Origin of the sequence: Acetobacter syzygii (genome assembly GCF_000964225.1) — a bacterium.
Taxonomy (GTDB): Bacteria; Pseudomonadota; Alphaproteobacteria; order Acetobacterales; family Acetobacteraceae; genus Acetobacter; species Acetobacter syzygii.
In genome coordinates, this window is the sequence record NZ_BAMZ01000024.1 from 23,811 (window position 1) to 47,986 (window position 24,176).

26 protein-coding genes and 1 tRNA gene are annotated in these 24,176 nt (G+C 55.5%); 9 read left to right on the plus strand and 18 right to left on the minus strand.

Translation table 11 applies throughout. The annotated features are described in order from the left end of the window. Positions 1-5: 5 nt before the first annotated feature. Genes Absy_RS09405 through lgt form a run of 4 tightly spaced genes read right to left on the minus strand, consistent with a single transcriptional unit; the run spans position 6 to position 3,650 of the window. On the minus strand, positions 6-968 hold the full coding sequence (locus tag Absy_RS09405) for a hypothetical protein (RefSeq protein ID WP_048854500.1): 963 nt from the start codon (positions 966-968) through the stop codon (positions 6-8). Then, on the minus strand, positions 965-1,768 hold the full coding sequence (pgeF, locus tag Absy_RS09410; protein WP_048854501.1) for a peptidoglycan editing factor PgeF: 804 nt from the start codon (positions 1,766-1,768) through the stop codon (positions 965-967). Before pgeF ends, Absy_RS09405 begins: the two co-directional genes overlap by 4 nt. Beyond that, positions 1,765-2,793, minus strand: coding sequence for a class I SAM-dependent methyltransferase (locus tag Absy_RS09415; RefSeq protein ID WP_048854502.1), 1,029 nt, complete (start codon positions 2,791-2,793; stop codon positions 1,765-1,767). Before Absy_RS09415 ends, pgeF begins: the two co-directional genes overlap by 4 nt. A gap of 8 nt (positions 2,794-2,801) precedes the next feature. Then, positions 2,802-3,650: a prolipoprotein diacylglyceryl transferase gene (lgt, locus tag Absy_RS09420; RefSeq protein WP_048854503.1), complete on the minus strand. Its 849-nt coding sequence runs from the start codon at positions 3,648-3,650 to the stop codon at positions 2,802-2,804. A 259-nt stretch (positions 3,651-3,909) separates the two neighbouring features. Here lgt and Absy_RS09425 point away from each other — a divergent pair, with 259 nt between their 5' ends. After that, a complete protein-coding gene (locus Absy_RS09425; protein WP_048854540.1) occupies positions 3,910-4,212 on the plus strand; it encodes a putative quinol monooxygenase in 303 nt (100 codons plus the stop codon). A gap of 52 nt (positions 4,213-4,264) precedes the next feature. On the opposite strand, the gene Absy_RS09430 is transcribed toward Absy_RS09425, so the two are convergent. Continuing rightward, on the minus strand, positions 4,265-5,860 hold the full coding sequence (locus Absy_RS09430; protein WP_048854504.1) for an L-lactate permease: 1,596 nt from the start codon (positions 5,858-5,860) through the stop codon (positions 4,265-4,267). A gap of 190 nt (positions 5,861-6,050) precedes the next feature. Between Absy_RS09430 and Absy_RS09435 the strand changes: the two genes are divergently transcribed. Then, complete coding sequence (locus tag Absy_RS09435) at positions 6,051-7,412, plus strand: PQQ-dependent sugar dehydrogenase (RefSeq protein WP_052945740.1); 1,362 nt, start codon at positions 6,051-6,053, stop codon at positions 7,410-7,412. A gap of 148 nt (positions 7,413-7,560) precedes the next feature. Then, positions 7,561-8,745, plus strand: a complete 1,185-nt coding sequence (locus Absy_RS09440) for a lipase family protein (protein ID WP_084597069.1) — start codon at positions 7,561-7,563, stop codon at positions 8,743-8,745. Positions 8,746-8,953: 208 nt separating this feature from the next. On the opposite strand, the gene Absy_RS09445 is transcribed toward Absy_RS09440, so the two are convergent. Then, positions 8,954-9,030: transfer RNA gene (locus Absy_RS09445), tRNA-Arg, on the minus strand. 70 nt (positions 9,031-9,100) lie between these two features. Beyond that, complete coding sequence (locus Absy_RS09450; RefSeq protein ID WP_048854507.1) at positions 9,101-9,544, minus strand: hypothetical protein; 444 nt, start codon at positions 9,542-9,544, stop codon at positions 9,101-9,103. 227 nt (positions 9,545-9,771) lie between these two features. Here Absy_RS09450 and guaA point away from each other — a divergent pair, with 227 nt between their 5' ends. Continuing rightward, positions 9,772-11,370: a glutamine-hydrolyzing GMP synthase gene (guaA, locus tag Absy_RS09455; protein ID WP_048854508.1), complete on the plus strand. Its 1,599-nt coding sequence runs from the start codon at positions 9,772-9,774 to the stop codon at positions 11,368-11,370. Positions 11,371-11,521: 151 nt separating this feature from the next. Here guaA and Absy_RS09460 read toward each other — a convergent pair whose 3' ends face one another. The 5 genes from Absy_RS09460 to mtnA all read right to left on the minus strand — a co-directional run bounded on the left by Absy_RS09460 (position 11,522) and on the right by mtnA (position 15,681). Continuing rightward, positions 11,522-11,740, minus strand: coding sequence for a hypothetical protein (locus Absy_RS09460; protein WP_048854541.1), 219 nt, complete (start codon positions 11,738-11,740; stop codon positions 11,522-11,524). A 155-nt stretch (positions 11,741-11,895) separates the two neighbouring features. Continuing rightward, on the minus strand, positions 11,896-12,936 hold the full coding sequence (locus Absy_RS09465) for a cysteine synthase A (protein WP_048854509.1): 1,041 nt from the start codon (positions 12,934-12,936) through the stop codon (positions 11,896-11,898). A 66-nt stretch (positions 12,937-13,002) separates the two neighbouring features. After that, positions 13,003-13,899, minus strand: a complete 897-nt coding sequence (locus Absy_RS09470; protein ID WP_048854510.1) for a DUF2272 domain-containing protein — start codon at positions 13,897-13,899, stop codon at positions 13,003-13,005. 161 nt (positions 13,900-14,060) lie between these two features. After that, the gene (locus Absy_RS09475; protein WP_048854542.1) at positions 14,061-14,552 is read right to left on the minus strand and encodes an aminoacyl-tRNA deacylase; all 492 of its coding nucleotides are present in this window, start codon (positions 14,550-14,552) and stop codon (positions 14,061-14,063) included. A gap of 31 nt (positions 14,553-14,583) precedes the next feature. Continuing rightward, positions 14,584-15,681, minus strand: a complete 1,098-nt coding sequence (gene mtnA / locus Absy_RS09480; RefSeq protein WP_048854511.1) for an S-methyl-5-thioribose-1-phosphate isomerase — start codon at positions 15,679-15,681, stop codon at positions 14,584-14,586. A 322-nt stretch (positions 15,682-16,003) separates the two neighbouring features. Between mtnA and Absy_RS09485 the strand changes: the two genes are divergently transcribed. Then, positions 16,004-16,702, plus strand: a complete 699-nt coding sequence (locus tag Absy_RS09485) for a hypothetical protein (RefSeq protein ID WP_048854512.1) — start codon at positions 16,004-16,006, stop codon at positions 16,700-16,702. Positions 16,703-16,851: 149 nt separating this feature from the next. Here Absy_RS09485 and Absy_RS09490 read toward each other — a convergent pair whose 3' ends face one another. The 3 genes from Absy_RS09490 to Absy_RS09500 are packed head-to-tail and all read right to left on the minus strand — an operon-like array spanning position 16,852 to position 19,016. Continuing rightward, positions 16,852-17,889, minus strand: coding sequence for an asparaginase (locus tag Absy_RS09490; protein WP_048854513.1), 1,038 nt, complete (start codon positions 17,887-17,889; stop codon positions 16,852-16,854). Between the two features lie 27 nt (positions 17,890-17,916). Further along, positions 17,917-18,435: a hypothetical protein gene (locus tag Absy_RS09495; protein ID WP_245614791.1), complete on the minus strand. Its 519-nt coding sequence runs from the start codon at positions 18,433-18,435 to the stop codon at positions 17,917-17,919. After that, positions 18,435-19,016 carry a Fur family transcriptional regulator gene (locus tag Absy_RS09500; RefSeq protein WP_084597071.1) on the minus strand — a complete coding sequence of 194 codons (582 nt, stop codon included), beginning with the start codon at positions 19,014-19,016 and terminating at the stop codon, positions 18,435-18,437. Before Absy_RS09500 ends, Absy_RS09495 begins: the two co-directional genes overlap by 1 nt. A 135-nt stretch (positions 19,017-19,151) precedes the next feature. On the opposite strand from Absy_RS09500, the gene Absy_RS09505 reads away from it, so the two are divergent. Genes Absy_RS09505 through Absy_RS09515 form a run of 3 tightly spaced genes read left to right on the plus strand, consistent with a single transcriptional unit; the run spans position 19,152 to position 21,648 of the window. Then, entirely contained in the window at positions 19,152-20,051 is a 900-nt protein-coding gene (locus Absy_RS09505) for a metal ABC transporter solute-binding protein, Zn/Mn family (protein WP_245614792.1), read from the plus strand. Further along, positions 20,048-20,854: a metal ABC transporter ATP-binding protein gene (locus Absy_RS09510; protein ID WP_048854515.1), complete on the plus strand. Its 807-nt coding sequence runs from the start codon at positions 20,048-20,050 to the stop codon at positions 20,852-20,854. Before Absy_RS09505 ends, Absy_RS09510 begins: the two co-directional genes overlap by 4 nt. Further along, positions 20,854-21,648, plus strand: coding sequence for a metal ABC transporter permease (locus Absy_RS09515; RefSeq protein WP_048854516.1), 795 nt, complete (start codon positions 20,854-20,856; stop codon positions 21,646-21,648). The genes Absy_RS09510 and Absy_RS09515 overlap by 1 nt, the downstream gene beginning before the upstream one ends. Before the next feature lie 37 nt (positions 21,649-21,685). Here the strand turns inward: Absy_RS09515 and Absy_RS12890 are convergent, their stop codons facing one another. Continuing rightward, a complete protein-coding gene (locus tag Absy_RS12890) occupies positions 21,686-21,817 on the minus strand; it encodes a hypothetical protein (protein WP_257006234.1) in 132 nt (43 codons plus the stop codon). Between the two features lie 44 nt (positions 21,818-21,861). Continuing rightward, on the minus strand, positions 21,862-22,356 hold the full coding sequence (locus Absy_RS09520) for a flavin reductase (protein WP_048854517.1): 495 nt from the start codon (positions 22,354-22,356) through the stop codon (positions 21,862-21,864). A gap of 62 nt (positions 22,357-22,418) precedes the next feature. Here Absy_RS09520 and Absy_RS09525 point away from each other — a divergent pair, with 62 nt between their 5' ends. After that, positions 22,419-23,438, plus strand: a complete 1,020-nt coding sequence (locus tag Absy_RS09525; protein ID WP_048854518.1) for an enoyl-CoA hydratase/isomerase family protein — start codon at positions 22,419-22,421, stop codon at positions 23,436-23,438. 33 nt (positions 23,439-23,471) lie between these two features. Here the strand turns inward: Absy_RS09525 and Absy_RS09530 are convergent, their stop codons facing one another. Further along, positions 23,472-24,071, minus strand: a complete 600-nt coding sequence (locus Absy_RS09530) for an acetate uptake transporter (RefSeq protein ID WP_048854519.1) — start codon at positions 24,069-24,071, stop codon at positions 23,472-23,474. Between the last annotated feature and the right edge of the window lie 105 nt (positions 24,072-24,176).

The following is a 24,176-nucleotide window of genomic DNA, read 5'->3' on the forward strand; positions in this document are numbered from 1 at the left end:
TGGTATTATCCGGCCGGGGCTGCAGGTTTGGCAGCCGAAGGTGGTTTGCCTCCGGGGGACGTAAGTGGTGCGTTATCGCGGCCTGAATAACGATCAATAATCTGTTTGGTGGCGGCCGCAGCCTCCTGCGCGGCAGCTACGGCCACATCGCCCCAATACTGGTCGAGCGAGTGGGCGTCTATGTCGTGGAGTTGTGTTGCAGCACCGGCTTCCTTGCCATTGCTGTCCACCACCCGCCAGACAATTTCAATATGTTCCTGAGGATGGCCGGTTGTGCCCGCCGGACCGGGGGTAAGCCGGACTGTGGAGGTCACGGTAAAGTCAGCATTTTTGGCGGTGTTCTGAATAGTATCGGCACTATCGCGGAAGGAGGCAATAAATGCCTGTGCCAGCGCAGTATTGCCGTCCCCCGGTGCGCCGCTGACACCTGCAAAATAGACCTTTGCCGCGCGGTGTTTGAGACTGTGCGGGTCTTTATCCATATCATCCGCCTGAATGCCTGTAAGAACCGAGGCAATGCGTACGGCGGCATCCTGCGCAACGGCGGTAAAGAGCGCATCGCTGCCTGTGGACCATTGCTCCACAGGAACGGGCTGGCCTTCCTGAGTGGCTCTGACCGTGTTTTTGGGGGTCATGACCGTATAGATCGGTACAACCTGCCCGTTACGGAGTTCCGCCTGCATATTGAGCCACCAGTCCCCCTTGCGGGTAGGCTGGGCTATGGCAGGAATGGTCTGCTGGAGCAGTTCTGCGGCAACATCCTTTGCCCACAGGCTGGCGTTGGCATCAGACAGAAGGGCGTTAGCGGGGGTGGGCACATCCAGCCTGGATGGTGGAGCACTACCTGCCAGTCCGGGGCCATTTTGGCCAGAATGGGCAAATGGGTGTGGCACATCCAGACACCCACTTAACAGCAGAAGGGCAGAGCAGGGTAAGGCCAAACGTAAAGATTTTTGGCGACGTATCATCCGTTGCGGGTTCCCGTAGCGATAACAGAAATCTGGTGTCCTATGGGGCCACCGCCAGCGAGTGTCCGCCGCCTGTGGCTAAAAAAGCGTGTTTCATCACCCAGCGTATCCACACCCAGAGCGGCAGCATGGTGAATGCCAGCGCGCTGGAGGCGAAAAACGCACCATCCAGCCAGATCAAACTGGTAATGACCAGCCCGCTTGCCGGGGGAAAAAAACTGTGCAGCCTGCCGGTCTGTGCTGGTAATGGCTGAGTGCATGTCCTCAGCCGTTTCATAGCTTTCCTGCGCAATGCAGGGGCCAACAACAGCACTCAGGCTGTCTCGCTGGGCACCAAGGGCCAGCATGGCATCTATTGTGGCTTCCAGTACGCCGCTTAATGCTCCCCGCCATCCTGCGTGTGCAGCACCCACAATTGTGCCCTGAGCATTGCTGAACAGAACAGGTGCGCAATCGGCGGTAATAACGCTTATGGCCAGTTCAGGGTGGTTGGTAACCAGCGCATCGGCTGCGGCACCACTGCCCGCAGGCCACGCGTTTGTTGCCGTGATAACGGTTGGTCCATGCACCTGTGTAACGCCAAGCAGGCAGTCGGGTTGTACGCCCATATGTTGGGCAACACGAGCCCGGTTTTCTGCCAGATTTTCAGCTGTATCGCCGGATTTTGTGGAGCAGTTCAGGCTTGCATATGGCCCGGTGGACACGCCGCCTTCTCTGGTAAAAAAACCATGCCGGGTCTGCTCCAGCAATGGGCTGGTCAGGGGGGCAAGTCTGGACGGTACCGTGGGGGAATGGGTCATGCAACCGGACCTTTCGTAAAGCCGGGGGGAGTGGGCAAGGTCGGTGTTGCCAAAGCCATGACCTTGAACAGATGGCCCATTTTTTCTGGTGCGACCAGCCGGTCAGCGGCCGAGCGCAGTATGGCTGCATCCTGTGGGGTTGCGCGGCTTGCCAGCTGCTCCGTGCGCTCCATGATGCCAAGATGACGTAAAAAATCACCCTGATCTTCTGTGCCATACGTGGCAGCTTCTGCTTTGCGGCCAACGGCAAGGAGTGCTGTAAAATCCACATGGGTGGTCAGGTCTGCTTCCCCCTCTTCCGCCTGAAGCGGGTGCGCAGGTCGGGCGTGGCGTAAGGCCTGAAGGGAGTCACCTGTAGAATTTGTGTTGTGCCCATAATCAATAAACAGGGCAACACCGGGGGAATGGGCAAACCTGCGTGCCAGATCGCGCACAATGTGCTGGGCCTGTTCGCATATCTCTACCACTGTATTGGGTTCCAGTACGCGGCTATCCGGCAGCGATGGCGCCGGGCAGGAAATAAGTTCCAGCGTTTTGTTGGCAACGTAATGTTCGTGCCAGCCGGTTTTGGTCTGGATAAACTGGCGGACAGGCAAAGCATCTAAAAATTCATTGGCCAGCAGGATCATGGGGCCTGCTGGTATGTCGCCAACATGTTTATGCCAGACTGGCTGCGCATAAGGTTTGAGAATTTCTGCCTGAACCTGCCGCAACCGGGGCGATGTTTCGACCAGATGCACACTGAGTGCCTGCGCCATATCGGGTGCCTGACGGGTAATCACCCGCAGTGCATCGGCCATAAGCGTACCCCGACCGGGCCCGGCTTCGGCGAGGATAAGCTTGGCGGGGCTGCCCATGCCCTGCCAGACGGTAATGGCCCACGCACCCAGCAGCTCGCCAAAAACCTGAGAAATTTCAGGCGCGGTAATAAAGTCCGACAGGAACGGAGTTTCCGCATAATACTGGGCATTTACCCGCGCCATAAAGTGGTCAAGTCGCTCTGCGTTGTAGATGTGTGCTGCCATAGTTCCGTTCAGTTTTTTTCGCCGGGTTGATTTTGCGGGTCGGGCAGACCTGTGTAAATGGGCTGCCGGCGGGCGTTGACCATAAGAGCAATACCTGCAAGCAGCATGGGTATGCACAGGAGTTGCCCCATTGTAATGCCGCCGGGCAGATAGCCAAGAAAAGAGTCTGGCTCGCGGAAAAATTCGCAAAACGACCGCGCACACGCATACCCCGCCAAGAACATGCCCGCCAGAAAGCCAGGATGCTCGCGTACGGATTGGCGGCGGGAGGTTATGTACAGGACCAGAAACAGCAAAAGCCCTTCGGTCAGGGATTCGTAGAGCTGGGAAGGATGCCGGGGGATAGGTCCGCCAGTCGGGAAAATCATGGCCCATGGCAAGCTGGCCGGTGCTTCGCGGCCCCATAGCTCCCCGTTAATAAAGTTGGCCAGCCGCCCCAGCCCCAGCCCAATGGGCACTGCCACGGTTACGCGGTCCGCAAAGGCCAGAAAGTTGAGTTTGTACCGCCATGTAAACAGCACCATGGCGGTAATGACCCCCAGCGCTCCACCATGGAAGGACATGCCACCATGCCACACCTGAAGGATGGAGAGCGGATGGCTGAGGTAATAGCCAGGCTGGTAGAACAGAACATAACCAAGCCGCCCGCCTACAAGCACCCCAATAGTAACCCATGTTAAAAAGTCATCTGCCAGAACTGCCGTGCCAGCACGTGGGGGCAGGGCAACCAGTTTGCGAAGCAGCATAATGCCCAGCACAATGCCCAGAATATAGGACAGGGCATACCAGCGAACGGCTAATGGACCGAAATGCACCAGCACCGGGTCGAACTGTGGAAACATCAGAACAGGAAGCATGGAGGCGTTAATCCGGTGCGTAAGAGGGGTCAGGGTAAACGCGGTATGCTGTCAGATGGGCTGGCCCAAAAAACCGCATCACCACTGGGTTAAGGTCATGCGTGACTATAAAGGGGGTGCCTGTTCACTCCAAGCCAGCAAATGCGCGGTATGCAGGCAAAGGGCGCAAAAACAGGCGATGGGCTGGTAGTCACAGAGGGTTCAGTTTTCTATTATGCCCGGTATTACCTCTTTTCTGTATGATAGTAAGGTCTTACTCATGAGTGATGAAATTACAGTCGTGGCCATTCTCAAAACCAAACCGGGCTGCGAGCAGGAGGTGGCAAAAGCCATGGCTGCCTGTGCGGCTCCCTCCCGCGCGGAGGCAACAAACCGCCAGTATGTGCCCAACCGTGATCTGGATGACCCGCAGACGCTGATTTTTATTGAACGCTGGGCCAGCCGTCAGGCTTTGGCGGACCATATGGAAACACCCCATTTTAAAAAGCTGGCTTCTGATCTGGAAGGGCAGCTTGATGCACCATTGCAGGTGCATATTCTACAGCCTGTTCCCGGGGTTTGATGCGTTGCCGCCCTCCCCCCTGCATTATGTATGCAGGGGGGAGGGGTGGTTTTTAATGCAGCACAAATTGCTGGATAACGACCAGCACACCCATGCAGAAGGTCAGGAAAAGGCTGTGCTTGAACGTGCGGGCAAGCACAACGCCCTCCTGCCCTTTGAGTGAGGTCACGGATACACCGGTGGTAATGTTCTGTGGGGAGATCATTTTCCCCATGACCCCACCCGAAGAGTTGGCCGATGCAAACAGAACCGGGTCGAGCGAGAGCTGGTGGGCTGCGGCCACCTGCAAATTGCCAAAAAGCGCATTGCCCGATGTATCGCTTCCGGTCAGGAAGACAGCAATCCAGCCCAGAAAGACCGAAACCAGCGGGAAGAGCATTCCGGTGGAAGATACGGCATAGCCCAGTGTGTAGGTCATGCCCGAATAGTTCATCAAAAATGCCAGACCAATGGTCAGGGCCACGGTTACAACGGCCAGCCATGCCTGCCGGATGGTTGTGGCAATGGCGGCTCCAAACTGGCCGAGTGTTGTCCGGGTAAACAGGGCGCTCAGAATGGCGGCAACCAGAATGGCAGTGCCGGTACCAAGAGGTTCAAACTTCCAGACTGCGGCATAAACGGTTTTATACAGCGATATGAAAACAGCATTGTCCAACCCCGGCCAGTGGACGGGGAGTGCGCCAATGCGGGCAACATGCAGTGCGTCCCATGCAATAACAACGGCAATAACCGTTACCCACGGTATCCAGCCCTGCCAGAGTGGAACAGTGGTTTTTTCTGTTGGAGTTTTTGCGTCGATCTGGCTCAGGTCTATGGCGTAATCCGGATCTGGCTGTGGCCGCCACACGCGCAGGAACAGAATGCTCGCCACGAGTGATACGCTGGAGGAAAGCACATTGCTCAGGCTGTAAAGACCTGCGCCGGAAATAACCAGCAGGGTCAGGGCAAAGCTTCCGCCTGCAACCAGCAGAATGGGCCACATCTGGCGCACGGAGCGCCATCCGCCATAAAGCGCCATAACGTAAAAAGGAATAAGGCAGGCAAAGGGAGTAAGCTGCCGGCCAATGGTTGCCCCCAGTACATCTGGCGGCAGGCCGGTAATGGACCCCAGTACGGTGACGGGAATACCCAGCCCGCCAAATGCGACCGGTGCGGAATTGAAGATCAGCACGTAGGTCAGCGCATCAAGCGCGGGAAAACCAAGAAGGATCAGCAACGCACTGGTAATGGCAACAGGTGTGCCAAACCCGGCCACACCTTCCAGTGCCGCACTAAAGCAGAAGCCCAGAACAATAAGAATAATGCGGCGGTCGTTGGGGACGTGCTGAATAATCCAGCCCCGAAAAGCATCAAACCGGCCGTTGTGCACGGCAACATTAAACAGCAGCAGGGCGCAAAGCGCGATCCACATGACAGGTAGGAGCGAAAACACAATGCCATTGCTAATGCTGGCAAGTGCCAGTGTAGGCGGAATACCCCACAGGCCAATGGCAATAACCAGCCCGACCAGCAGCCCCCCCAGGGAGGATTGCCAGGCCGGACGGCGCAAAATACCCATCATGAACAGGGTAACAAGAATGGGGCAGGCCGCTACAACAAAGGAGAGCAGAAGGCTATGACCCACAGGAGCAAGAGGCTGTATGAACATGATTGTTCTCAAATAAGGCGTTGCCTCTCTCGTGATGTAGAGAGTGCTGGAAGTAACGCGTGCTTGTGGGCAGGGATGCAATAAAACTTCGTGTTATATCATCCTGATGTTCCCGCAGGGGCTGGCCATGCAGCCATTGTGCACCATGGAGGTCTTGCGAACTTGCGGTTGTCTGCCACGTTCTGGATAGATGTTTTTTTGGTCTTGGTATGGCAGGGGTGGGGTTATGAACAAGCGATCCATGTGGCTGGCAGGGAGTATGCTGTTAGCTTTTATTGTTGCTGGGGGTGGGGTGGTTCAATACTCCCGGAGTGAGCGGGCACGCCTTACTGTGGAACAGGGTACGGGACCAGATCCGCTTTTACCGGCTCCATCGGGGCGGCCCCTGCCAACAGTCAATATAGCCAGTCCAAATGGCGAGCACCCAACGCCCGCACCGGGGCTTGCTGTTGCCGCATTCGCGCGCCACCTGGACCATCCACGCTGGCTCTATACCTTACCGAATGGGGATGTTCTGGTCGCACAGAGTAATTCTCCGGATACGGATATTCAAACTCTTAAAAACCGTATTGCCAGTTGGGTTATGGGGGCAGTCGGGGCGGGTGTGCCCAGCCCCAACAGAATTGTTCTGCTACGTGATGAAAACGGGCAGGGTGTAGCCACCATGCGGACTGTTCTGCTTGATCATCTCTATTCTCCTTTTGGCATGGCACTGGTCGGGAATGATCTTTATGTGGCGGATGCCAATGCCATTCTCAAATTCCCGTACCATGAGGGTGATACGCACATTACCGCGCCACCTGTAAAAGTGGTCGATCTGCCCGCTGGGTATAACCACCACTGGACCAAAAATATTCTGGCCAGCCCAGATGGACGCTTTTTGTATGTGACCGTAGGGTCCAACAGTAACGTGGCCGAACACGGTATGGAGGTGGAAGAAGGGCGTGCCCGGATTGACCGGGTGGATTTGCAAACAGGAAAATTAACCCCTTACGCAACAGGTTTGCGTAACCCCAATGGTATGGGCTGGGAGCCGCAAACAGGCGCTTTATGGGTTGCGGTCAATGAGCGCGATGAAATCGGTAGTGATCTGGTGCCTGATTACATGACGGCGGTTAAGGAGGGGGGATTTTACGGTTGGCCATACAGCTATTATGGCCAGCATGAGGATGTACGTGTGCGTCCTTCACGCCCGGATCTGGTGGCTTCCGCCCTTGTGCCAGACTATGCGCTTGGCCCGCATACGGCATCGTTGGGGCTGGCTTTTACAAATACGGCCCAACTCCTGCCAGAAACATTGTGGCATGGCGTGGTTGTGGGGCAGCATGGGTCCTGGAACCGGCGGCCTAAAAGTGGTTACAGGGTAATTTATATTCCCTTTGCTCAAGGCAAACCGGCTGGGATGCCTCAGTCTGTTTTAACGGGTTTTTTGACCCCGGATGAAGAGCATGTGCATGGCCGCCCGGTTGGTGTTGCTCTGGATCAGACCGGCGCCCTGCTGGTTGCGGATGATGTGGGGAACACCGTATGGCGTGTAACCAAAGCTCCCTAGGTCTTGTGCAAGGGTATGTTTGGTTTTTTGTGTCCTTGCATCCATGGCGCGATGGTGGAACTCTTGGTGCCTAAACTTGATGGAATGCACTCATTCAGTCCGGTTTTTTGCAATGTGGGGCGGATTGCCCCGTAAAAAGGGGTTTTCCATGAAGTCTGTATCGCGCCTTGTTGCGGCTGTGTCTTTGCTTGCATTGGCTGCCTGTCAGGTTGCACCGCCGCCAGCGCCGGTCCCGCCTGCTCAGGTTTCTGGCGCATTAATGCAGCATAGTCCGCTGGGTTCTGGTCTGGGTGTGGAGGGAAGCGGTCCCTCATTGAGTATTCAGTATCTTTCGACCAACGGGGTTACGGGTAATGGGCTTGTGCCAGTTACTGGTGTGGTTATTTACCCTTCAGGCCCTGCACCTGCGGGGGGGTGGCCTGTTGTGGCATGGGCGCATGGTACGGTTGGTATTGCAGACAGTTGCGCGCCATCCCGTAATCCCCGTTCTGCCAGAGATCAGACATATCTGAGCGAATGGCTGCATCGGGGTTTTGCTATTGTTGCAACGGATTATCAGGGATTGGGGAGCGATGGCACGCATCCGTACCTGAATGCCCGAACCGAGGCCTACAGCGTGCTTGATAGCGTACGCGCAGCGTTGGCAGGTCTGCCAGACCTGAGCAATAATGTGCTGATTGTCGGGCAGTCGCAGGGCGCGGGAGCTGCGTTTGCCTCCGCTGCATATGCCCCGGCTTATGCTCCGGCACTGCATGTGCGCGGCGTTGTGGCTACAGGCATACCCTATATGTCGCCCGAAGTTATTAAAACCGTTCTACGTGCCAAACCACAGAATGGTGCGCATGGAATGGACCCGGTAGTGGCCTATGCTCTGTTAATTGGTGCATCCGAGGCCGGGCTGGACCCGGCATTCAAACCCGAGCAGGCTTTTACGCCGCGTGCTATGCCCACATTCCACGCGGCTTCGGAAATATGTGCACGCCCGCTTATGGAGCGTATTAAAAATGAGGGGTTAACACGGGCCAATACGTTTGAACCCACCTTGCCGCAGGCGCTTGCCCCTGCGTTTAAATCCATGTTGTTCCCAACTCTTAAGCTGGATGTGCCGCTGTTTGTCGGCATTGGTGCGGCAGACAGGGATGTGGCACCCCAAGGTCAGTTGATGCTGGTCAGGGACGCCTGTAAGGCGGGGACCGTTGTGCAGGCCCATTTGTACAAAGGGCAGGATCATTCGGAAGCCGTTCTGGCATCCATGAAGGATTCAGCAGCATTTACCACGGCCGTCATGCATGGCGAGCCAGTGCAGGCTGTGTGTAAGCCGGTCGCCCAATAATATTTTATTTTTTGGTCAGTAAGCCAGTAACCCGTGATTGCCTGAAGGTATGGGTTACTGGTTGCGATGGTAGCAGAAGGAGAGCTGCCAAGCAGAATGCTCCAGCAGGATCGGGCTTATGGGTGGGCCATGATCCATGGCGGTAAATCCATGCCAAGATGAATTATCTTGCGTTGGAAAAATTTTTAAATTTATGATAGGAGAAGAATGGTGCACCCGAGAGGACTCGAACCTCTAACCCCCAGATTCGTAGTCTGGTGCTCTATCCAGTTGAGCTACGGGTGCGCCGTGAGAGGGTGTTTAGCCGAGCATCCTGTGCTCGGCAACCCCTAAATTTCATTTTTTTGAAAATTTTTCAGTTTCGTCCCAAAAAGTTATCCAACGGATGGTTGTTGGGGCGGCGCAGGGTAATGTGTGCACGGCAGGTTGGCGTGCCATAGACACCTTCAAACGTATCTCCCACCGGGTGGGCCTCAAACACCATTGGCAGGGTCTGCTTTCGGGCATCCTGCAAAATGAGCTGGGCGTGGTAGTGCTGCCGTTCCTTGTCGGGAACGCCATGCAGGATCAGATTGCCGGTTTCAGGCACAAAGATCATCTTTTTGGGTTTGATTTCCATATAGGAGAGGCCCTCGGTCGGGCAGTCCTGCCCTTTGTCCGTAACAAGCACGCCGGTCCAGTCTCCATAGGGGTCCTCGGCAGCGGAAGATGCTGCCTGTGCAGGCATGGTTTGCCAGCCAGCCAGCCCCATACCCAGCAGGGCGCAAAATCGCCAGAACCGTAAGGGCTTGTCTTTCATAGGTAAGCATCTCCTGTGCCGTTCTTTTCGAATCTGGGGTCATAAACTGTTTGTGGCAAGTCTGTATGGAAAACAGATTCAGGCGTTATTCTGGTTTTATAGGGTGACGAGGGCGCTGCATGGCTTTATATCCGCATGTCATACTTACTTAGTGGTAGGTCTTGAGTGTGTTGTCGCCACTGCACAAGAAAGCCGACCCTGACGCAGACCAGAAAGAACCATTACCCATGTCCGATGCCGCTCAGCCCGCTTCACTTGTTGTGTTGGATGAAGCCTTGCACCATGACCGTATTCTGATTCTGGATTTTGGTAGTCAGGTCACGCAGCTGATTGCCCGCCGCGTGCGCGAAAGCGGCGTTTATTGCGAAATCTGGCCCTTTACCACTGACGCTGAAAAAATTCGTTCTTTTGCACCGCGTGGCATTATTTTGTCCGGTGGTCCTGCCAGCGTTAATGGTCCCGATGCTCCCAAAATTCCGGATGTGGTCTTTGAGATGGCCGTGCCTGTTCTGGGCATTTGTTACGGCCAGCAGGCCATGTGCAAACAATTGGGAGGTGAGGTCGAAAGTGGTGAACACCGCGAATTTGGCCGTGCTTTTGTAGATATTGTGGAAGATTGCGCCCTGTTCCGTGGTGCATGGGCCCGTGGTGGCCGCGAACAGGTGTGGATGAGCCATGGTGACCGCGTGGTGGCCTTGCCGCCGGGGTTCAGAACTGTTGCCGTCAGTCAGGGCGCACCTTTTGCGGTTATCGCGGATGAGGGACGTCGCCTTTACGGTGTACAGTTCCACCCCGAAGTCGTGCATACGCCCCATGGCGCCGCCCTGCTGGAAAACTTTACACATAACGTGGCCGGTTGTTCCGGGTCGTGGACCATGGCTGGTTTCCGCGAGATGGAAATTGCCCGTATCCGCGCACAGGTTGGTTCTGGCAGGGTTATCTGCGGTTTGTCAGGCGGGGTAGATTCTTCTGTTGCTGCCGTGCTGATCCACGAGGCCATTGGCGAACAGCTCACCTGCATTTTTGTTGATCACGGCATGTTGCGTGCCGGGGAAGCTGAAGATGTGATCAAGACCTTCCGTGGTCAGTTCAACATTCAGCTTATCCACCGGGATGCGTCCGATCTCTTCCTGACAGCGCTGGACGGGGTGACTGACCCCGAAATCAAGCGCAAGACCATTGGCCGCTTGTTTGTTGAGGTGTTCGAGGAAGAAGCGACAAAATTGGGTGGAGCGCAGTTCCTTGCCCAGGGCACCCTTTACCCCGATGTGATCGAGAGCGTCAGCTTTACGGGTGGGCCGTCTGTAACCATTAAATCCCACCATAATGTGGGTGGTTTGCCCGAGCGTATGAACATGCAGCTGGTGGAACCGCTGCGCGAACTGTTCAAGGACGAAGTGCGTGATCTTGGGCGTGAACTGGGGATTCCCGAAGTTATTGTCGGGCGTCATCCCTTCCCCGGTCCGGGTCTTGCTATTCGTATTCCGGGTAACATCACGCGTGAAAAGCTGGACCTGTTACGGAAGGTGGATACCGTTTTTCTGGAAGAAATCCGTGCGGCAGGCCTGTACGATGCTATCTGGCAGGCATTTGCTGTGCTGCTGCCGGTCCGCACTGTGGGTGTTATGGGCGATGGCCGTACATACGATCAGGCCTGTGCCCTGCGTGCGGTAACCAGTACGGATGGGATGACGGCGGACGTCTATCCGTTTGACATGAGCTTCCTTACCAAGGTTGCCGGGCGTATTGTGAATGAAGTCCGGGGTATTAACCGCGTAACGTACGACATTACTTCCAAGCCACCCGGTACGATTGAGTGGGAATAACACCGACTCCCGTAACCCCTAGGGTTACGGCGGGTATTGGTTCAGGCTGCCGAGTGTAAGTTGCAAAATACGGGGTGCATCATTTTTGATGCGCCCCGTTTTTATAGGTGAAAATAGCTTGATATATCTGCGCTTGAGGGGCGCAAAAAGTTCAGTTTTTTCCGGGTTGAGGGCGGTTATGCCAGTCTATGCATACATCGGACAGCCAGAGTGTCAGTGCGGAAATACCGAGCCATAAAATGCCGGGAAAAATGTTAAAATCCTGAATAACAACAATACCAATACAGAAGGCAGCAATAGAGATGGTCAAATTGACCACACAGCAGAAGACTGCCACAGGCCAGCTTTTGGGAAGACCAAGTTTGGACATGTGTGTTTCGCGCTTAAAAGTTGGAGCGCGCTCCCTTTGTGTGAACAATACAGCCCAATAACCGGCGTAAATCCCCATAATGTAGCAGTGTTGCCGGGGCGCTGCTCATGCCCAAAGAGGGAGGTAAGCTCCCTCTTTGGGCTGGTCTTTAAGTCTTACTGGTCAAGCCATGGAGCGACTGGCAGATTTTTCTCCCGCAGGAAGGTGGGGTTGAATAGCTTGGATTCATACCGCGCACCACCATCAGCCAGAATGGTCACAATTCTATGGCCCGGACCAAGCTTGCGCGCGGTACGGATGGCAGCAGCCACGTTAATGCCAGATGACCCACCAACAGAAAGACCTTCCTCGCCGAGCAGACTGTAAATGACGTCCAGTGCCTCGGGGTCCGGGATACGCTCTGCATCATCTATGGGGGCGCCCTCAAGGTTGCCTGTCACGCGGGATTGGCCAATGCCCTCGGTAATGGAGGAGCCCGCTACGGAAAGGTCATTGTTCTTCACCCAGCCGTACAGACCAGAACCTTCGGGGTCTGCCAGTACAATATGCGGAGCTTTTGCGTTGTCACGTTGAGCTGCATCGTGCAGGCCAAGAGCAATGCCAGCCAACGTACCCCCGGTGCCACATGCGCAGGTAAAGGCATCCACCTGCCCGCCCATCTGTTGCCAGATTTCCTGCGCAGTGGTGGCGCGGTGGCCTTCCCGGTTTGCAGTATTGTCAAACTGGTTGGCCCAGACCCACCCGTTTTCTTCTGCCAGACGGCGCGAGACATGGACATAATTGCCGGGGTCACGGTACGGTTTGGCAGGCACAAGGCGCAGATCTGCACCGATCATGCGCAGGAAACCGATTTTTTCCCGGCTTTGCGTTTCGGGCATGACAATAACGCACTTATAACCGCGTGCATTGGCGACCAATGTTAAGCCAATGCCCGTGTTGCCCGCCGTGCCTTCGACCAATGTTCCGCCGGGTTTCAGCACGCCACGGCGTTCGGCATCATCAATAATGGCAAGGGCTGCACGGTCTTTTACGGAGCCGCCGGGGTTCATGAACTCGGCTTTGCCATAAATCTGGCAGCCGGTTGCCTCAGACGCCTTGCGCAGAAGAATAAGGGGGGTGCCACCAACAGCACCCGGCATATCGGGGGAGAGCGAGGCCCAGCCGGGATGGGTGGAGGGCGTTGCGCGTTCGGTCATCTCTATACCCTGCTAGCTATGATCAGGTCGGACGCATGAGGCTGGTATGTGCGCCATGAGGATTCACTATCTGCCTGCGTCCGGTTCTTCTTGGGCATCATATAGCACTTCCAAAACAGCACACCAAGGATAGCGTGGGTCATAGCTCTGCCCCGTGGGGCTTGCCAGCCGCCCCTGCTCGTCCGTGGGGACGTGTGTCAGGGCTACGGCATCGTCTATGTTACCGCCAATAATGCTGATCTGGTGGCCAAAGGGTGGTCCATTCTGCCCCGTGGCAACCACATAGCCGCAATGTGCGGGAAACCCGTAGGATGTGGGCAGGCTGGAAAATCGGATGCTCTGTTTGCTACGCCCACGGGCAACGCAGATCAGATCACCCGATTTTGGGGTGTAGGATGCAGGGTCATGCGCACGCAGAATGGGTGACTGCCCGGATGCGGCGGCATTGATGTATGTTGAATGGTTGGGAGAGTAGGGGAAACGCTCATTAGCCCCCGCGATCCGCATAACGTAGGAAATAAATGCCGCAGACCATGCAAAAAAACCGTCGTGCACAAAGTCGGTCAGTTGCCCATCCGCGTTATGTTTGCCGCTCCAGGATGCCTCGGTCATACTGGGGTCCATACCAATCCACCAGTATTCCCCTACACGTTGCCACAACCCCGGAGCGCGCTCGGGTTTAACGGCGGCTACCTGTGGCTCTGGCCGTTGCTCCGGGTCATCATCATTGACCGGGCTGCCAAACAGCCGCCATTCGCGCATGGCAATGGCTACCACATCCTGCTGGTTGAATGGTTCATAATTGCGCGTGGCAAAATCAGGCACATGGCTGTTCAGACCATAGGTGCCGGATGGGCTCCCCCCAGCCTGGGAGGAGGTTCGCCCACCCGTGTGAGAGGGCTGGGAGGTGCAGGCCGCCAGACACAAAGGTGCCAGAAGGGCCACAGTCAGCTTGCGTGGCATCTTGTCTCCATACCAGAACAGGGCTTTTGGCCCGGTGGACAGATGTGCCGACCACCATGAATAAAAAAGCCCTGAGGTAAGGAATAGGCGTCCTTTATGGAGGGTGGAAGAGGTTTTATGCCCTTGCTACCCCGCACCTCAATCTTTTTGGTGGTTTTGTTTTACGCAGCATCCACGGTAATGCTTGCCGTTTGGGCCTGAACGCAGCGTATGGCATCGGTCGGAGCCAGTTCCACAACAAGCCCTCTACCCCCACCGTTAATATAGAGCTTATCCAGTTCCAGAATACTTTGGTCAAACACGACAGGTACAACCGTGCGTGCACCAAAAGGGCTGATCCCCCCAACCTGAAAACCCGTAAGGGCTTCTGCTTTTTCTGCTCCCAGCATTCGGGCATTGCGGCCACCAAATAGGGCGGCCACCTTTTTAAGGTCCATCTTCAGATGTACGGGGATGGCGGTACAGACAATCTGCTTTTTGTCGATCTCCACCATCAGGGTTTTAAAAACCTTTTCCTGTTCAATACCGATCCCCGCTGCTGCGTGGAGGCCAATTTTTCCGGGGTCGGATACATAATCATAATCATGCATCGTATAGGTGACCCCGTGGGCGGCCAGGAAGTGGGTTGTTGGTGTTTCAAGATTATCTGACATAACAAAAATCTTTTTCAAAAAAAGGATAATTTTATTTCTGTTCGGGAAAAAGGGAGAGTAACCCTTCGGGGGTTGCCGGGCAGCAGCCTTTTTCCGTTATCAATCCGGTTACAAGACGTGCAGGTGTTACATCGAATGCCGGATTGGCGGCTTTGCTGCCATCGGGTGTGATTTGCACCCGGTTGATCTGGCCGCTGTCATCCCGCCCGGTGATATGGGTAATTTCGACTCCAGAGCGTTCTTCAATGGGAATTTCCCGGATCCCATCAGCTACGCGCCAGTCAATGGTGGTGGAAGGGAGGGCTACCCAGAATGGCACATTGTTGTCCTGCGCTGCCAACGCCTTGAGGTAGGTGCCAATTTTATTGGCAACATCGGCGTTGCGCGTAACGCGATCGGTGCCGACAATGACAATATCCACCAGTCCATGTTGCATCAGGTGGCCACCGGCATTGTCTGCAATAACGGTATGGGGCACGCCGTGGCTACCAAGTTCCCATGCAGTCAAAGCCGCTCCCTGGTTGCGCGGCCGTGTTTCGTCCACCCACACGTGTACGTTCAGCCCTTCATCATGCGCCATGTAAATGGGGGCAAGGGCTGTGCCCCAGTCCACTGTGGCAATCCACCCTGCATTGCAGTGGGTCAGGATGTTGATTTTGTCATTCTTGCCGCGTTGTGCAGCCAGTGTGCGCAGGAGCTCCAGCCCGTGCAGACCAATGGCCTCGTTCTGGGCTGCGTCTTCATCACAAATCAGCCCGGCTTCCGCGTAAGCTGCGGCTACGCGCTCCGCTGGAGGAAGTGGGCGCAGGTGGTTGAGCATTCTTTCAATCGCCCAACGCAGGTTTATGGCTGTGGGGCGGGTTGCTGCCAGCATGGCAGCCTGCTGTTCCAGTGCGCTATCGGCACTGTCCGTGCGCAGGGCAAGAGCCAGCCCATAGGCCGCAACGGCACCAATCAGAGGTGCGCCACGGACCTGCATGGTTTTAATGGCATGAGCAACCTGCTCCGGGGTGGTGAGCTGAAGGACATCCAGCGCAAAAGGGAGGCGTGTCTGGTCAAAAATATGCACGGACCAGCCGTCTTTTTCATCAACCCATACGCTGCGGTACGGAGTGCCATTAATTTTCATGATCGGGGTCCTGAATGACGGAAGGTAAAAAGCTCTCCCTGATCATAGGGTTTCTTTGACCATGGGGGCAATATCTTCATGGTATGACAGTTTTGCGAACATGAGTAGAACAAGTGGCGGGTAATGGGTGGAACTGTTGTATCTATTCTTGAAAAGACAAGAGTATTTTTTTGCATTTTCGTTGATTTTTGTTATGTAAAGAGAGAAATAAGCATGAAGTCTGATATCGCAGGTCATGCTAGGGACTGGTTCGGTTTATTGGTTTTAAAAATATTGTTTTATCTTCTTGAATTTTTGGAAGGAGATAAAAAGGGATGCAGGAATGAGTGAGACAAAAAAAGGCCGCAAGGCTGTTGCAGGCAAACGTACCCCAGCACGTGCGGCTGTTGTTTCCACCCCCAAAAAGCGCGCGCCGCGCGTAAAACAGGAAGTGGTGGAAGAAATTTTTGAGGTGGAAGTGCCTGCTCCCACAACGCGCAAAACCCGCCAGCCCGCAGCCGCCCGTAAAGTGACGAAGGCGGAAAAAGTGGCAAAGCCAGCAACAGCCAGAAAAACCAGTAAAGTTGTTGCAACACCGGTGGAAGAGCCCGCCAAGCCAGCGCGCCGTGCAAAAAGCAAGGCTGTTGTGGTGGAAGCCCCTGCCAAGCCAACCCGCGCCGCCGCTAAGCCCGCAAAAACAGCAACACGCACAACTCGTGCCAAAGCTGTTGCCGCTGAGCCGGAAGTTGTGCAGGCAGTACCTGCTCGTGGTCGCAAGTCAACGCGCAAGGCAGCAGTAGAAGTTGTGGCGGCAGTCAAACCCGCAACAAAAGCTCCTCGCAAACGTGCCGCCAAGGTGGAAGAGGTGGAAAGCACCAAACACCTGTCCGCCGTTGAAAAACTGCGTATTGTGCAGGAACGTCGCCGTCGCAAGCGTTATGAACGGCTGGCAGCAGAAGCCGTTGCCGATGCAGAAAAAGCAGCACCGGCCCGTAAGCGTAAAGCGGCCGCTCCACGTCGCCCCCGCACGCCCAAAGCATAAGGCTTAAAACCGTCGTCTACTGTTTGCTTATTTGAGCAGATTGAAACTGGTTTGATCGCCAATAGCTGGTGGTGGAGCAGGTAACTGCTCTAAAACTTCCAGAATACAAAACCCCGGATAGCTGGTCAGGCTATCCGGGGTTTTTGTTGTTATGCGTTATCCGTTACGCTGAATGGTAAAAAGTTCTGGGCAAGTAATGAGGATGCCCGGAGTTCGCCAACCAGTTGCCCGTTCCAGTTTTTGAGGGGGCGGCGCATAAAATGGCTTAAAATCGGAGAATGGTCGATTTGGGCAAAGCGGGCAATCAGGGCTGCGGCCGCTGTTTCTGCTGCGCGCACACCACCGTCCCGGCATTTAATTGCCATACCTAGCCCCTGCTCAGGGAGGGCGACAATCATCACGCCTTCCGCTCCCATTTTGGTCAGCACTTTTGGGGCGAGTTCTTCCATCACCAGTGTGTCAAACTGGCCCGTGCCTGCAACCATAAAAGGATTGCTGGCAATGGCATGGCGCAAACGCAAAGCAGCGGCTGCGCGTTCGGGGGATAAGCCCGTGCCAGATGCAAAACGCGCATACGCCAGTGCCAGAGCAGACAGGGGAATGGCCCATGTAGGAATGGCGCAACCATCGATCGCCATATTGGCCGAGGTGTGTGGGGTGCCAGTTACATCTTCAAGTGTATGGGCAATGGTTTGCATAATAGGATGTTCGGGGCGGACATAGTTTGCCACATCCTGCCCGGTTGCACAGGCCAGACAGATAAAGCCGGAATGTTTGCCCGAGCAGCAGTTATGCAAAGCACATGGTGTTTGACCAGATGCCGCCAGTGCGCGGGCACTGGTTGTATCTAGCGGCCAGTGTGTGCCGCATTCAAGCACGCCGTAATCAAACCCGGTACGGGCCAGCATGTCGGATGCAACGGCAATATGTGCAGGTTCACCTTGGTGGGAGGCACAGGCCAGCGCCAATGCCGTATCCAGCAGGGCAAATTTGTCCGCGGCTCCTTCGGTCAGCAAAGGTAGGGCCTGTAACGCCTTGACCGTGGAGCGGGGGAAAATGGGTGTTGCGCAATCTCCTGCGGAAAAAACGGTTTTGCCTTGGGCATCCATAACAATGGCAGCACCATAATGGCAGGATTCAACAATGCCATTCCGGGTTGTTTGTGCGAGAAGAACGTCGTCTGTCATAAAACCGGGCCTGATTATCAAGAATGTTTAGTTGCCACTGAGCAGATAGCATGGGGTAGAAAATTCTGCCGTATGGTCTGGGTCCTGCTCCAGTGCCTGTGCAACAAGGGAACGTTTGAAGCGGAGCACAACTGGACTTGTATCGGAATCGCCTGCTGTTGTGTCGGCTATTTTTGCAAGCCAGAACATAATTCCTGATCGTTCTGTGACCATCAGGGGGGAGCGCCGGTTAATGGGCAAACCTGTTGCCATCAGATGGCCTGCCCTGTCTTGAGAAACCACAAGATACAAAAAAGCGTCTTCGCCTTCTGGTTGTATTTTTTCTGGTGCGGGCACAACGCTTAAGCGAATTTCGTCCGGTAAAAAGTGGGAGCGGGGTAGAGGAGGGAGTGGCAGAGCAAACAGGTCGGGCTGCTGTTGTGTGCTGTGCTTGGATGATGCTGTTTTGAATGTTTTTTTGCCAGATCGAATTGGTTTGCAGCCCTTGCCAAATGGCAGGGCAGGCAGGTCTGGCTGAACAGGGCCGGGTTTGGGGAGCCGTTCCATCAGTTAGGGGTGGGGGTATGCCCCTTCTGGCCAGTGGTGGAGTGTGTGCAGTCCTCGCACAATCCTTCCACTTCGACCGATGCACTTTGCATGGTAAAGTTTTTTTTGCCGCAAATATTTTTGAGCACGTCCAGCACACGTGGTGCATCTGCAATTTCGGTCACGCCACCGCAGTTCCGGCAGATCAGGAACTGGGCGCTGTGCAGGCAGGCATCCGTGTGGTCGTGGGAGTGGTCGTGCGCATGGTCATGTAGCAGGTGTGTGCAGGGCACAAAAGCAGACAGGCGCTCAATACGGTGGATCAGGCCATGCTCAAGCAAAAAGTCGAGTGCGCGGTAAATGGTGGGAGGGGCTGGTTTGCGCCCGGAGGTTTTGAGCTGTTCCAGCAGGTCGTATGCGCCCACCGGCGTGGTAGCACTCAGCACAAGACCCAGAACATCCCGCCGCTGGGCGGTCATACGTCCACCCTGCAAGGCGCAGAGCCGGCCAGCATGGTCGAGTTGCTGCTGAATACGGTCGGAGAATCCGTAGCTGTTGTCCGGCAGGGAAGAAGGGGGCGTTCTGGTCTGCATGTTCATCATCCGTTCTCTCTTGTTTCTAGCGTAAACGAGCCAGAAGAGGAAGGCCAGATATGTTGAGAGAGGTGACGGAGAGAGAGAAGTAATGTAATATTATTACATATCATTGATTGAGGCATTGGCATCATGGGTTTCCCGGTGAAAAAAAGACAGGGTTGGGCGCTAAAAACTGCCCTTTGTGCGTTGGCTGTTGTGGGAACGCTCGGGTTGGGTGGGGGAACGGCAAAGGCCGCTAACCTGCCATTGGTTGTAGCTGCGGAAAACACATGGGGGGATATTGCTGCCCAGATTGCCGCGCCGGATATGCGGGTCGTGGCTATTCTGTCCTCCCCCACAGTTGACCCGCATGAGTATCAGGCAACCCCGACCGATGCACGTATGATTGCTGCGGCAGAACTGGTTGTGGCCAATGGTGCCGGGTACGATACATGGGCCGACAAGCTGGTAGCCGCTTCTGGCCTGTTGCCTGCCCGGTATGTCAAAGCCGATTCGTGGTCCCCCTGGCAGGAGGGAGGCAATCCGCACCTGTGGTTTAATGTGGAGGCCGTGAGTGCCTTTGTTAAGCATTTTGCCGAAGCCTGCGCGCATATCGACCCCGAACATGCGGATGGATACGCAGGTCGGGCGGAAAAAATGCAACTGGCCATTCAGGCCATTCAGGCCCATGCCAACTTGTTGAAAGCCCATGTTGCAGGAATGCACATTGCTGCAACCGAACCATTGTTTACACCGCTGTCAGATCTATTGGGATTGCAGATGGATGAGCAGGCATACCAGCTTGCAATTATGAATGATGTGGAGCCTGCGCCTTCTACGGTTGCAACGTTCGAAAGTGATCTGAAGGACCGCCGCCTGAAGCTGCTGGTCTATAACCAGCAGGTGGAAGAACCATCGGTCCGTCATCTGCTGGAACTGGCCAAACAGTCCAACGTTCCCATGATGCCCTTGTCGGAAATGCTGCCCCCACGTCAGCACTGGCAGGTCTGGGTGCATGGTATTTTAACACAGACTGGTCAGCTGCTGGGAGTGCAGCAGTGATCACTCCAGCCATTGAGGCTGGGCAACTCACTGTTTCATACGGTGGGCGGCGTGTGCTGGACCATGTCAGTTTTGCCATTCCTCCGGGGAGCTTTGTGGCTGTTCTGGGGGGGAATGGCGCTGGCAAAACATCTCTGTTCCGCACCATTCTGGGTTTGAACACACCAGAACAGGGCCATGTTCTGGTGGAAGGGCAGCGCTTTGGCAAGGGGCGTATGCCTGTGGGGTATATGCCCCAGATGCGGCGCATGGTGGCCGGGCAATTAAGTGGGTGGCACATGGTGGCTGCCGCCTTGCGTGGCCGGGTGTGGGGCGTGCCGTGGTATTCGGCTGCCGAACGGGCGGAAGTTAACGCGGCGCTGAACGCGGTCGATGCGTGGGAACTGGCCGCACGTCCCGTTATGTCCTTATCTGGCGGGGAGCGGCAGCGCCTTCTGCTGGCGCAGGCCTTGCTGGATCATCCTCGCATTCTGTTGCTTGATGAGCCTCTGGCCAGTCTGGACCCTGCACGGATGCGGGAGACAACGCGCCGTATCCACGATCTGGCGCGTGAGCGTGGGTTAACGGTTCTGTTCTCTACGCACGACATTAATCCACTTATGGGTTTTATGGACCATGTTCTTTATCTGGCACACGGCAAAGCGCTGTTGGGGAACGTGGATGAGGTTATGACGACTCCGGCGCTAACGGCTTTGTATGGTGCTCCGGTCGAGGTCGTGCGGGCGGATGGCCGCCTGTTTGTGGTGGCCGATGGCGGGGCGGATACCCTGCATTGTTGTGACTGTGCGGAGCACACGCGTTAATGTTCGCTTACGAGTTTATGTGCACGGCGTTTGTTGCGGCTTTTCTGGCTGCTCTGGTTTGCGGCCCGGTAGGGTGGTTTTTGGTGCTGCGTGGGCAAAGTTTTGCCAGCCATGCCCTATCTCATGTTGGGTTTGCCGGGGCTGCGGCTGCTTTGCTGTGGGGCGAGCCTGCTTTTTTAGGGTTTGGGCTGAGCGCTGTTCTTAGCGGCATGGGCATGGGAGTTGCCAGTGACCGCTTTGTCGGGCGCGATGTCATGATCGGGCTTGTTCTCTCCCTCGCCATGGGGACAGGCGCACTCTGCCTGCATTTTTTAACCCATTCTGCCGGGGCAGCCACGGCCTTGCTGTTTGGCGATATTCTGGGCATTGCCCCTTCCAGCCTTTACTGGTTGGGAGCATTGGCTATTGGCTGTGTTATGGGTCTTGCAGTTATGAGCAGACCTCTGTTGTTTGCTTCTCTTCAGCCAGAGGTGGCGGAGGCAAAAGGCGTTAACCTGCGCTTGTTGGATGTGCTGTTTTTGGCGCTGGTGGGTATTGCCTCGGCAATGTGTTCACAAATTACCGGTGTGCTGCTGGTTTTTACTCTTATGGTGGCCCCCGCCGCCGCCAGCCTGCGGCTGGGATTTGGCCCCATGCAGGGCATGGCGGCAGCCTTTGCCCTCGCTTTGTTTGAAGCATGGGGGGGGCTGTGCCTTTCCTGGCTAACGGATTGCCCCGCGTCCTTCTGGATTGCGCTGTTGGGGAGTGTCGTATTTGCCGCAGCGAATGGCATAGCCCATCTGCGTGGGCGTTAATGCTGGCGCAGATGGGCGGAGCAGGGGTGTTGGCCGGTCAGGTCAGGAGCCAGTTAAGGCCAGAGCCAAGAACAACAGCCCCGACCAATGCGGCATACAGGGCGATCATCATCTGATTTTGTGTGGCCGGAATGGCAAGTGCACGCTTGGAGACGGGTTTACGGACCATCAGTCATGCTCCTTTTTGGCAGGGGGCCACCATAGCGGTAGCCGTTAACCCTGATGACAGGGAAGAGCGTGGTACTTTCGGTTAAAATAAACAAGCCCTTCGGCTGTATTGTGGCACACAATACCTTGTACGGCACCAAAAATAACACTGTGGGTGCCGACCTCCACAATCTGGTTGATCAGGCAGTCAAAGGTTGCCACAGCCTCCTGCAATACGGGCGCACCAGTGGCCAATGTGTGCCAGTGCCCGATTGCAAAGCGCTCTTCCATGCTGTTCGGACTGGCAAAATGGTTGGAGAGATTCTGCTGGCTGGATGCGAGAACATTGACGCATAACGCTCCCCCCTCATAAAAGGCGGTGCGCGCACGGCTGCTGCGATTCAGGCAGACCAGCAATGTGGGTGGCGTATCGGTAACAGAACAAACGGCAGAGGCAGTGAATCCAACCGGGTTATCCAGTGTTCCTGTTGTTACAATATTAACGGCCGCACCCAATCTGGCCATGGCTTCACGATAGGCACTGGTCTCCGGAGCCAACATCTGCTGTCCTCATCATAACGGTTGATGGCTACGTGTTTGTGCATGAAACAAAGAGGAAAGCAATGATCGAGGACGCTCTTTCCGGCACGACGTGCGTGCGAACGGCCCGGCGGGGGCGTCTGGGATGCATTATGCTCGATAAGCCCAAACGGCTGAATGCTGTGGATCTGGAAATGGCAATCGGCATTGAGCGTGTTCTTAATGCCTGGCGGCATGACCCTTTTGTGCACACCGTATTGCTGCAAAGCAGTTCCTCTCGTGCGTTCTGTGCTGGAGGAGACCTTAAAGCCATACGCGATATGCTGGTTATGTTTGGCCCCGATGCTGCCTTTGTGCTGATGAACCGCGTTTACCAGACCATGCAGTTGATCGCGGATTATTCCAAACCCGTTGTGTCGTTCATGGATGGCATAGCCATGGGGGGTGGTGTTGGGCTGGGCGGACATGCGCGCTACCGCGTTGTAACCGAGCGGTCCGTTATTGCCATGCCAGAAACCGCCATAGGGCTGGTGCCCGATGCCGGTGGGTCATGGCTTTTATCCCGTGCACCCGGTGGAGCAGGGCTGCGTCTGGCACTTACCGGAGGCCGCATGAATGGGGCAGAGGCCCAGAGCATGGGATTTGCGGACTATGTTATTCCATCCGAAAGTCTGGATGATCTGCGCGGTTTGCTGGCGCTTAAACCGGCAGAAGAGGTGTTTGAGCTGATCCGGCCCTTATCTGCACCAGCAGAAGTCCCTGCTATGGCTGAATACGATCCATCGGCCAGTCTGGAGCAGATTGTGCGGGGTGTGGAACGTGGTAAGCACCCTACGGCTAGATCGGATTTAAAAAGTATAGCGCGTGGGTGTCCAACATCCATTTTTGCCGCGTGGTATGGTTGGCACGCAGCACGGAGGGCGTCTTCCTTGCAGGAGGCATTTGCTATTGAAGGGCGTCTGGTGCGGTACATGCTCGGACGCCCGGATTTTATTGAAGGGGTGAGAGCCCGCCTGATTGACCGGGATAATATGCCCATCTGGCATCCACGCGTACTGGCGGCGGTGGATGTGCGACCTCTGGAGGCAGCTTTGGCAGAATAAGCGCAAAGCTGCCTGTAACAGCAGGTTGGGTGTTTAACCTGCTGTTGGGGAGTAGGGACCAACGGGCAAAACGCTGCGTTTGAACTGGATTTCCAGAATTTCTGCCGCGGCCAGATAAACAGCGGACAGGCCGCAAACCAGCCCTTCATATCCAGCCAGTACAGTCAGGCCGGGTTGGGCCAGCAGGTCTGCAAGTCCAAGCAGGACAAACAGAATGACCAGCGTGCCAAAAATAACCTGATGAGCGCGTGTGGCGCGCAGCGTGCCCAAAAACAGGACAAAGGTGAATAATCCCCAAAGGAGCAGATAGCTCCCCACCAGTTCGGGTGAGCTGGCAGCAACAATGCCAGTGTGTGGCATGGCAATAAGCGCAACCAGAGTAAGCCAGAATGCACCGTAGGAGATAAAAGCGGTCATACCGAAGGTATTGCCAGCACCGTACTCCAATATACCCGCAATAATCTGGGCTATTCCGCCAAAAAGCAGGCCCATGGCCAAAATGGCCGATCCCATGGGCACAAACCCCGCATTGTGCAGGTTGAGTAAAATGGTGGTCATGCCAAACCCCATAAGACCAAGAGGTGCAGGGTTGGCACGCAGTGGGATATGTGACGAAAGGTCAGTTTGAGCCATGGTGGTTCTTCTTGTGTTAATTCATGTAATGGCTCGTTTATAAGAGGTGTTTTTGGTTTAAGTTCCCATAAAAAATAAATTAATGCCGTAAAAACTAATTTATTA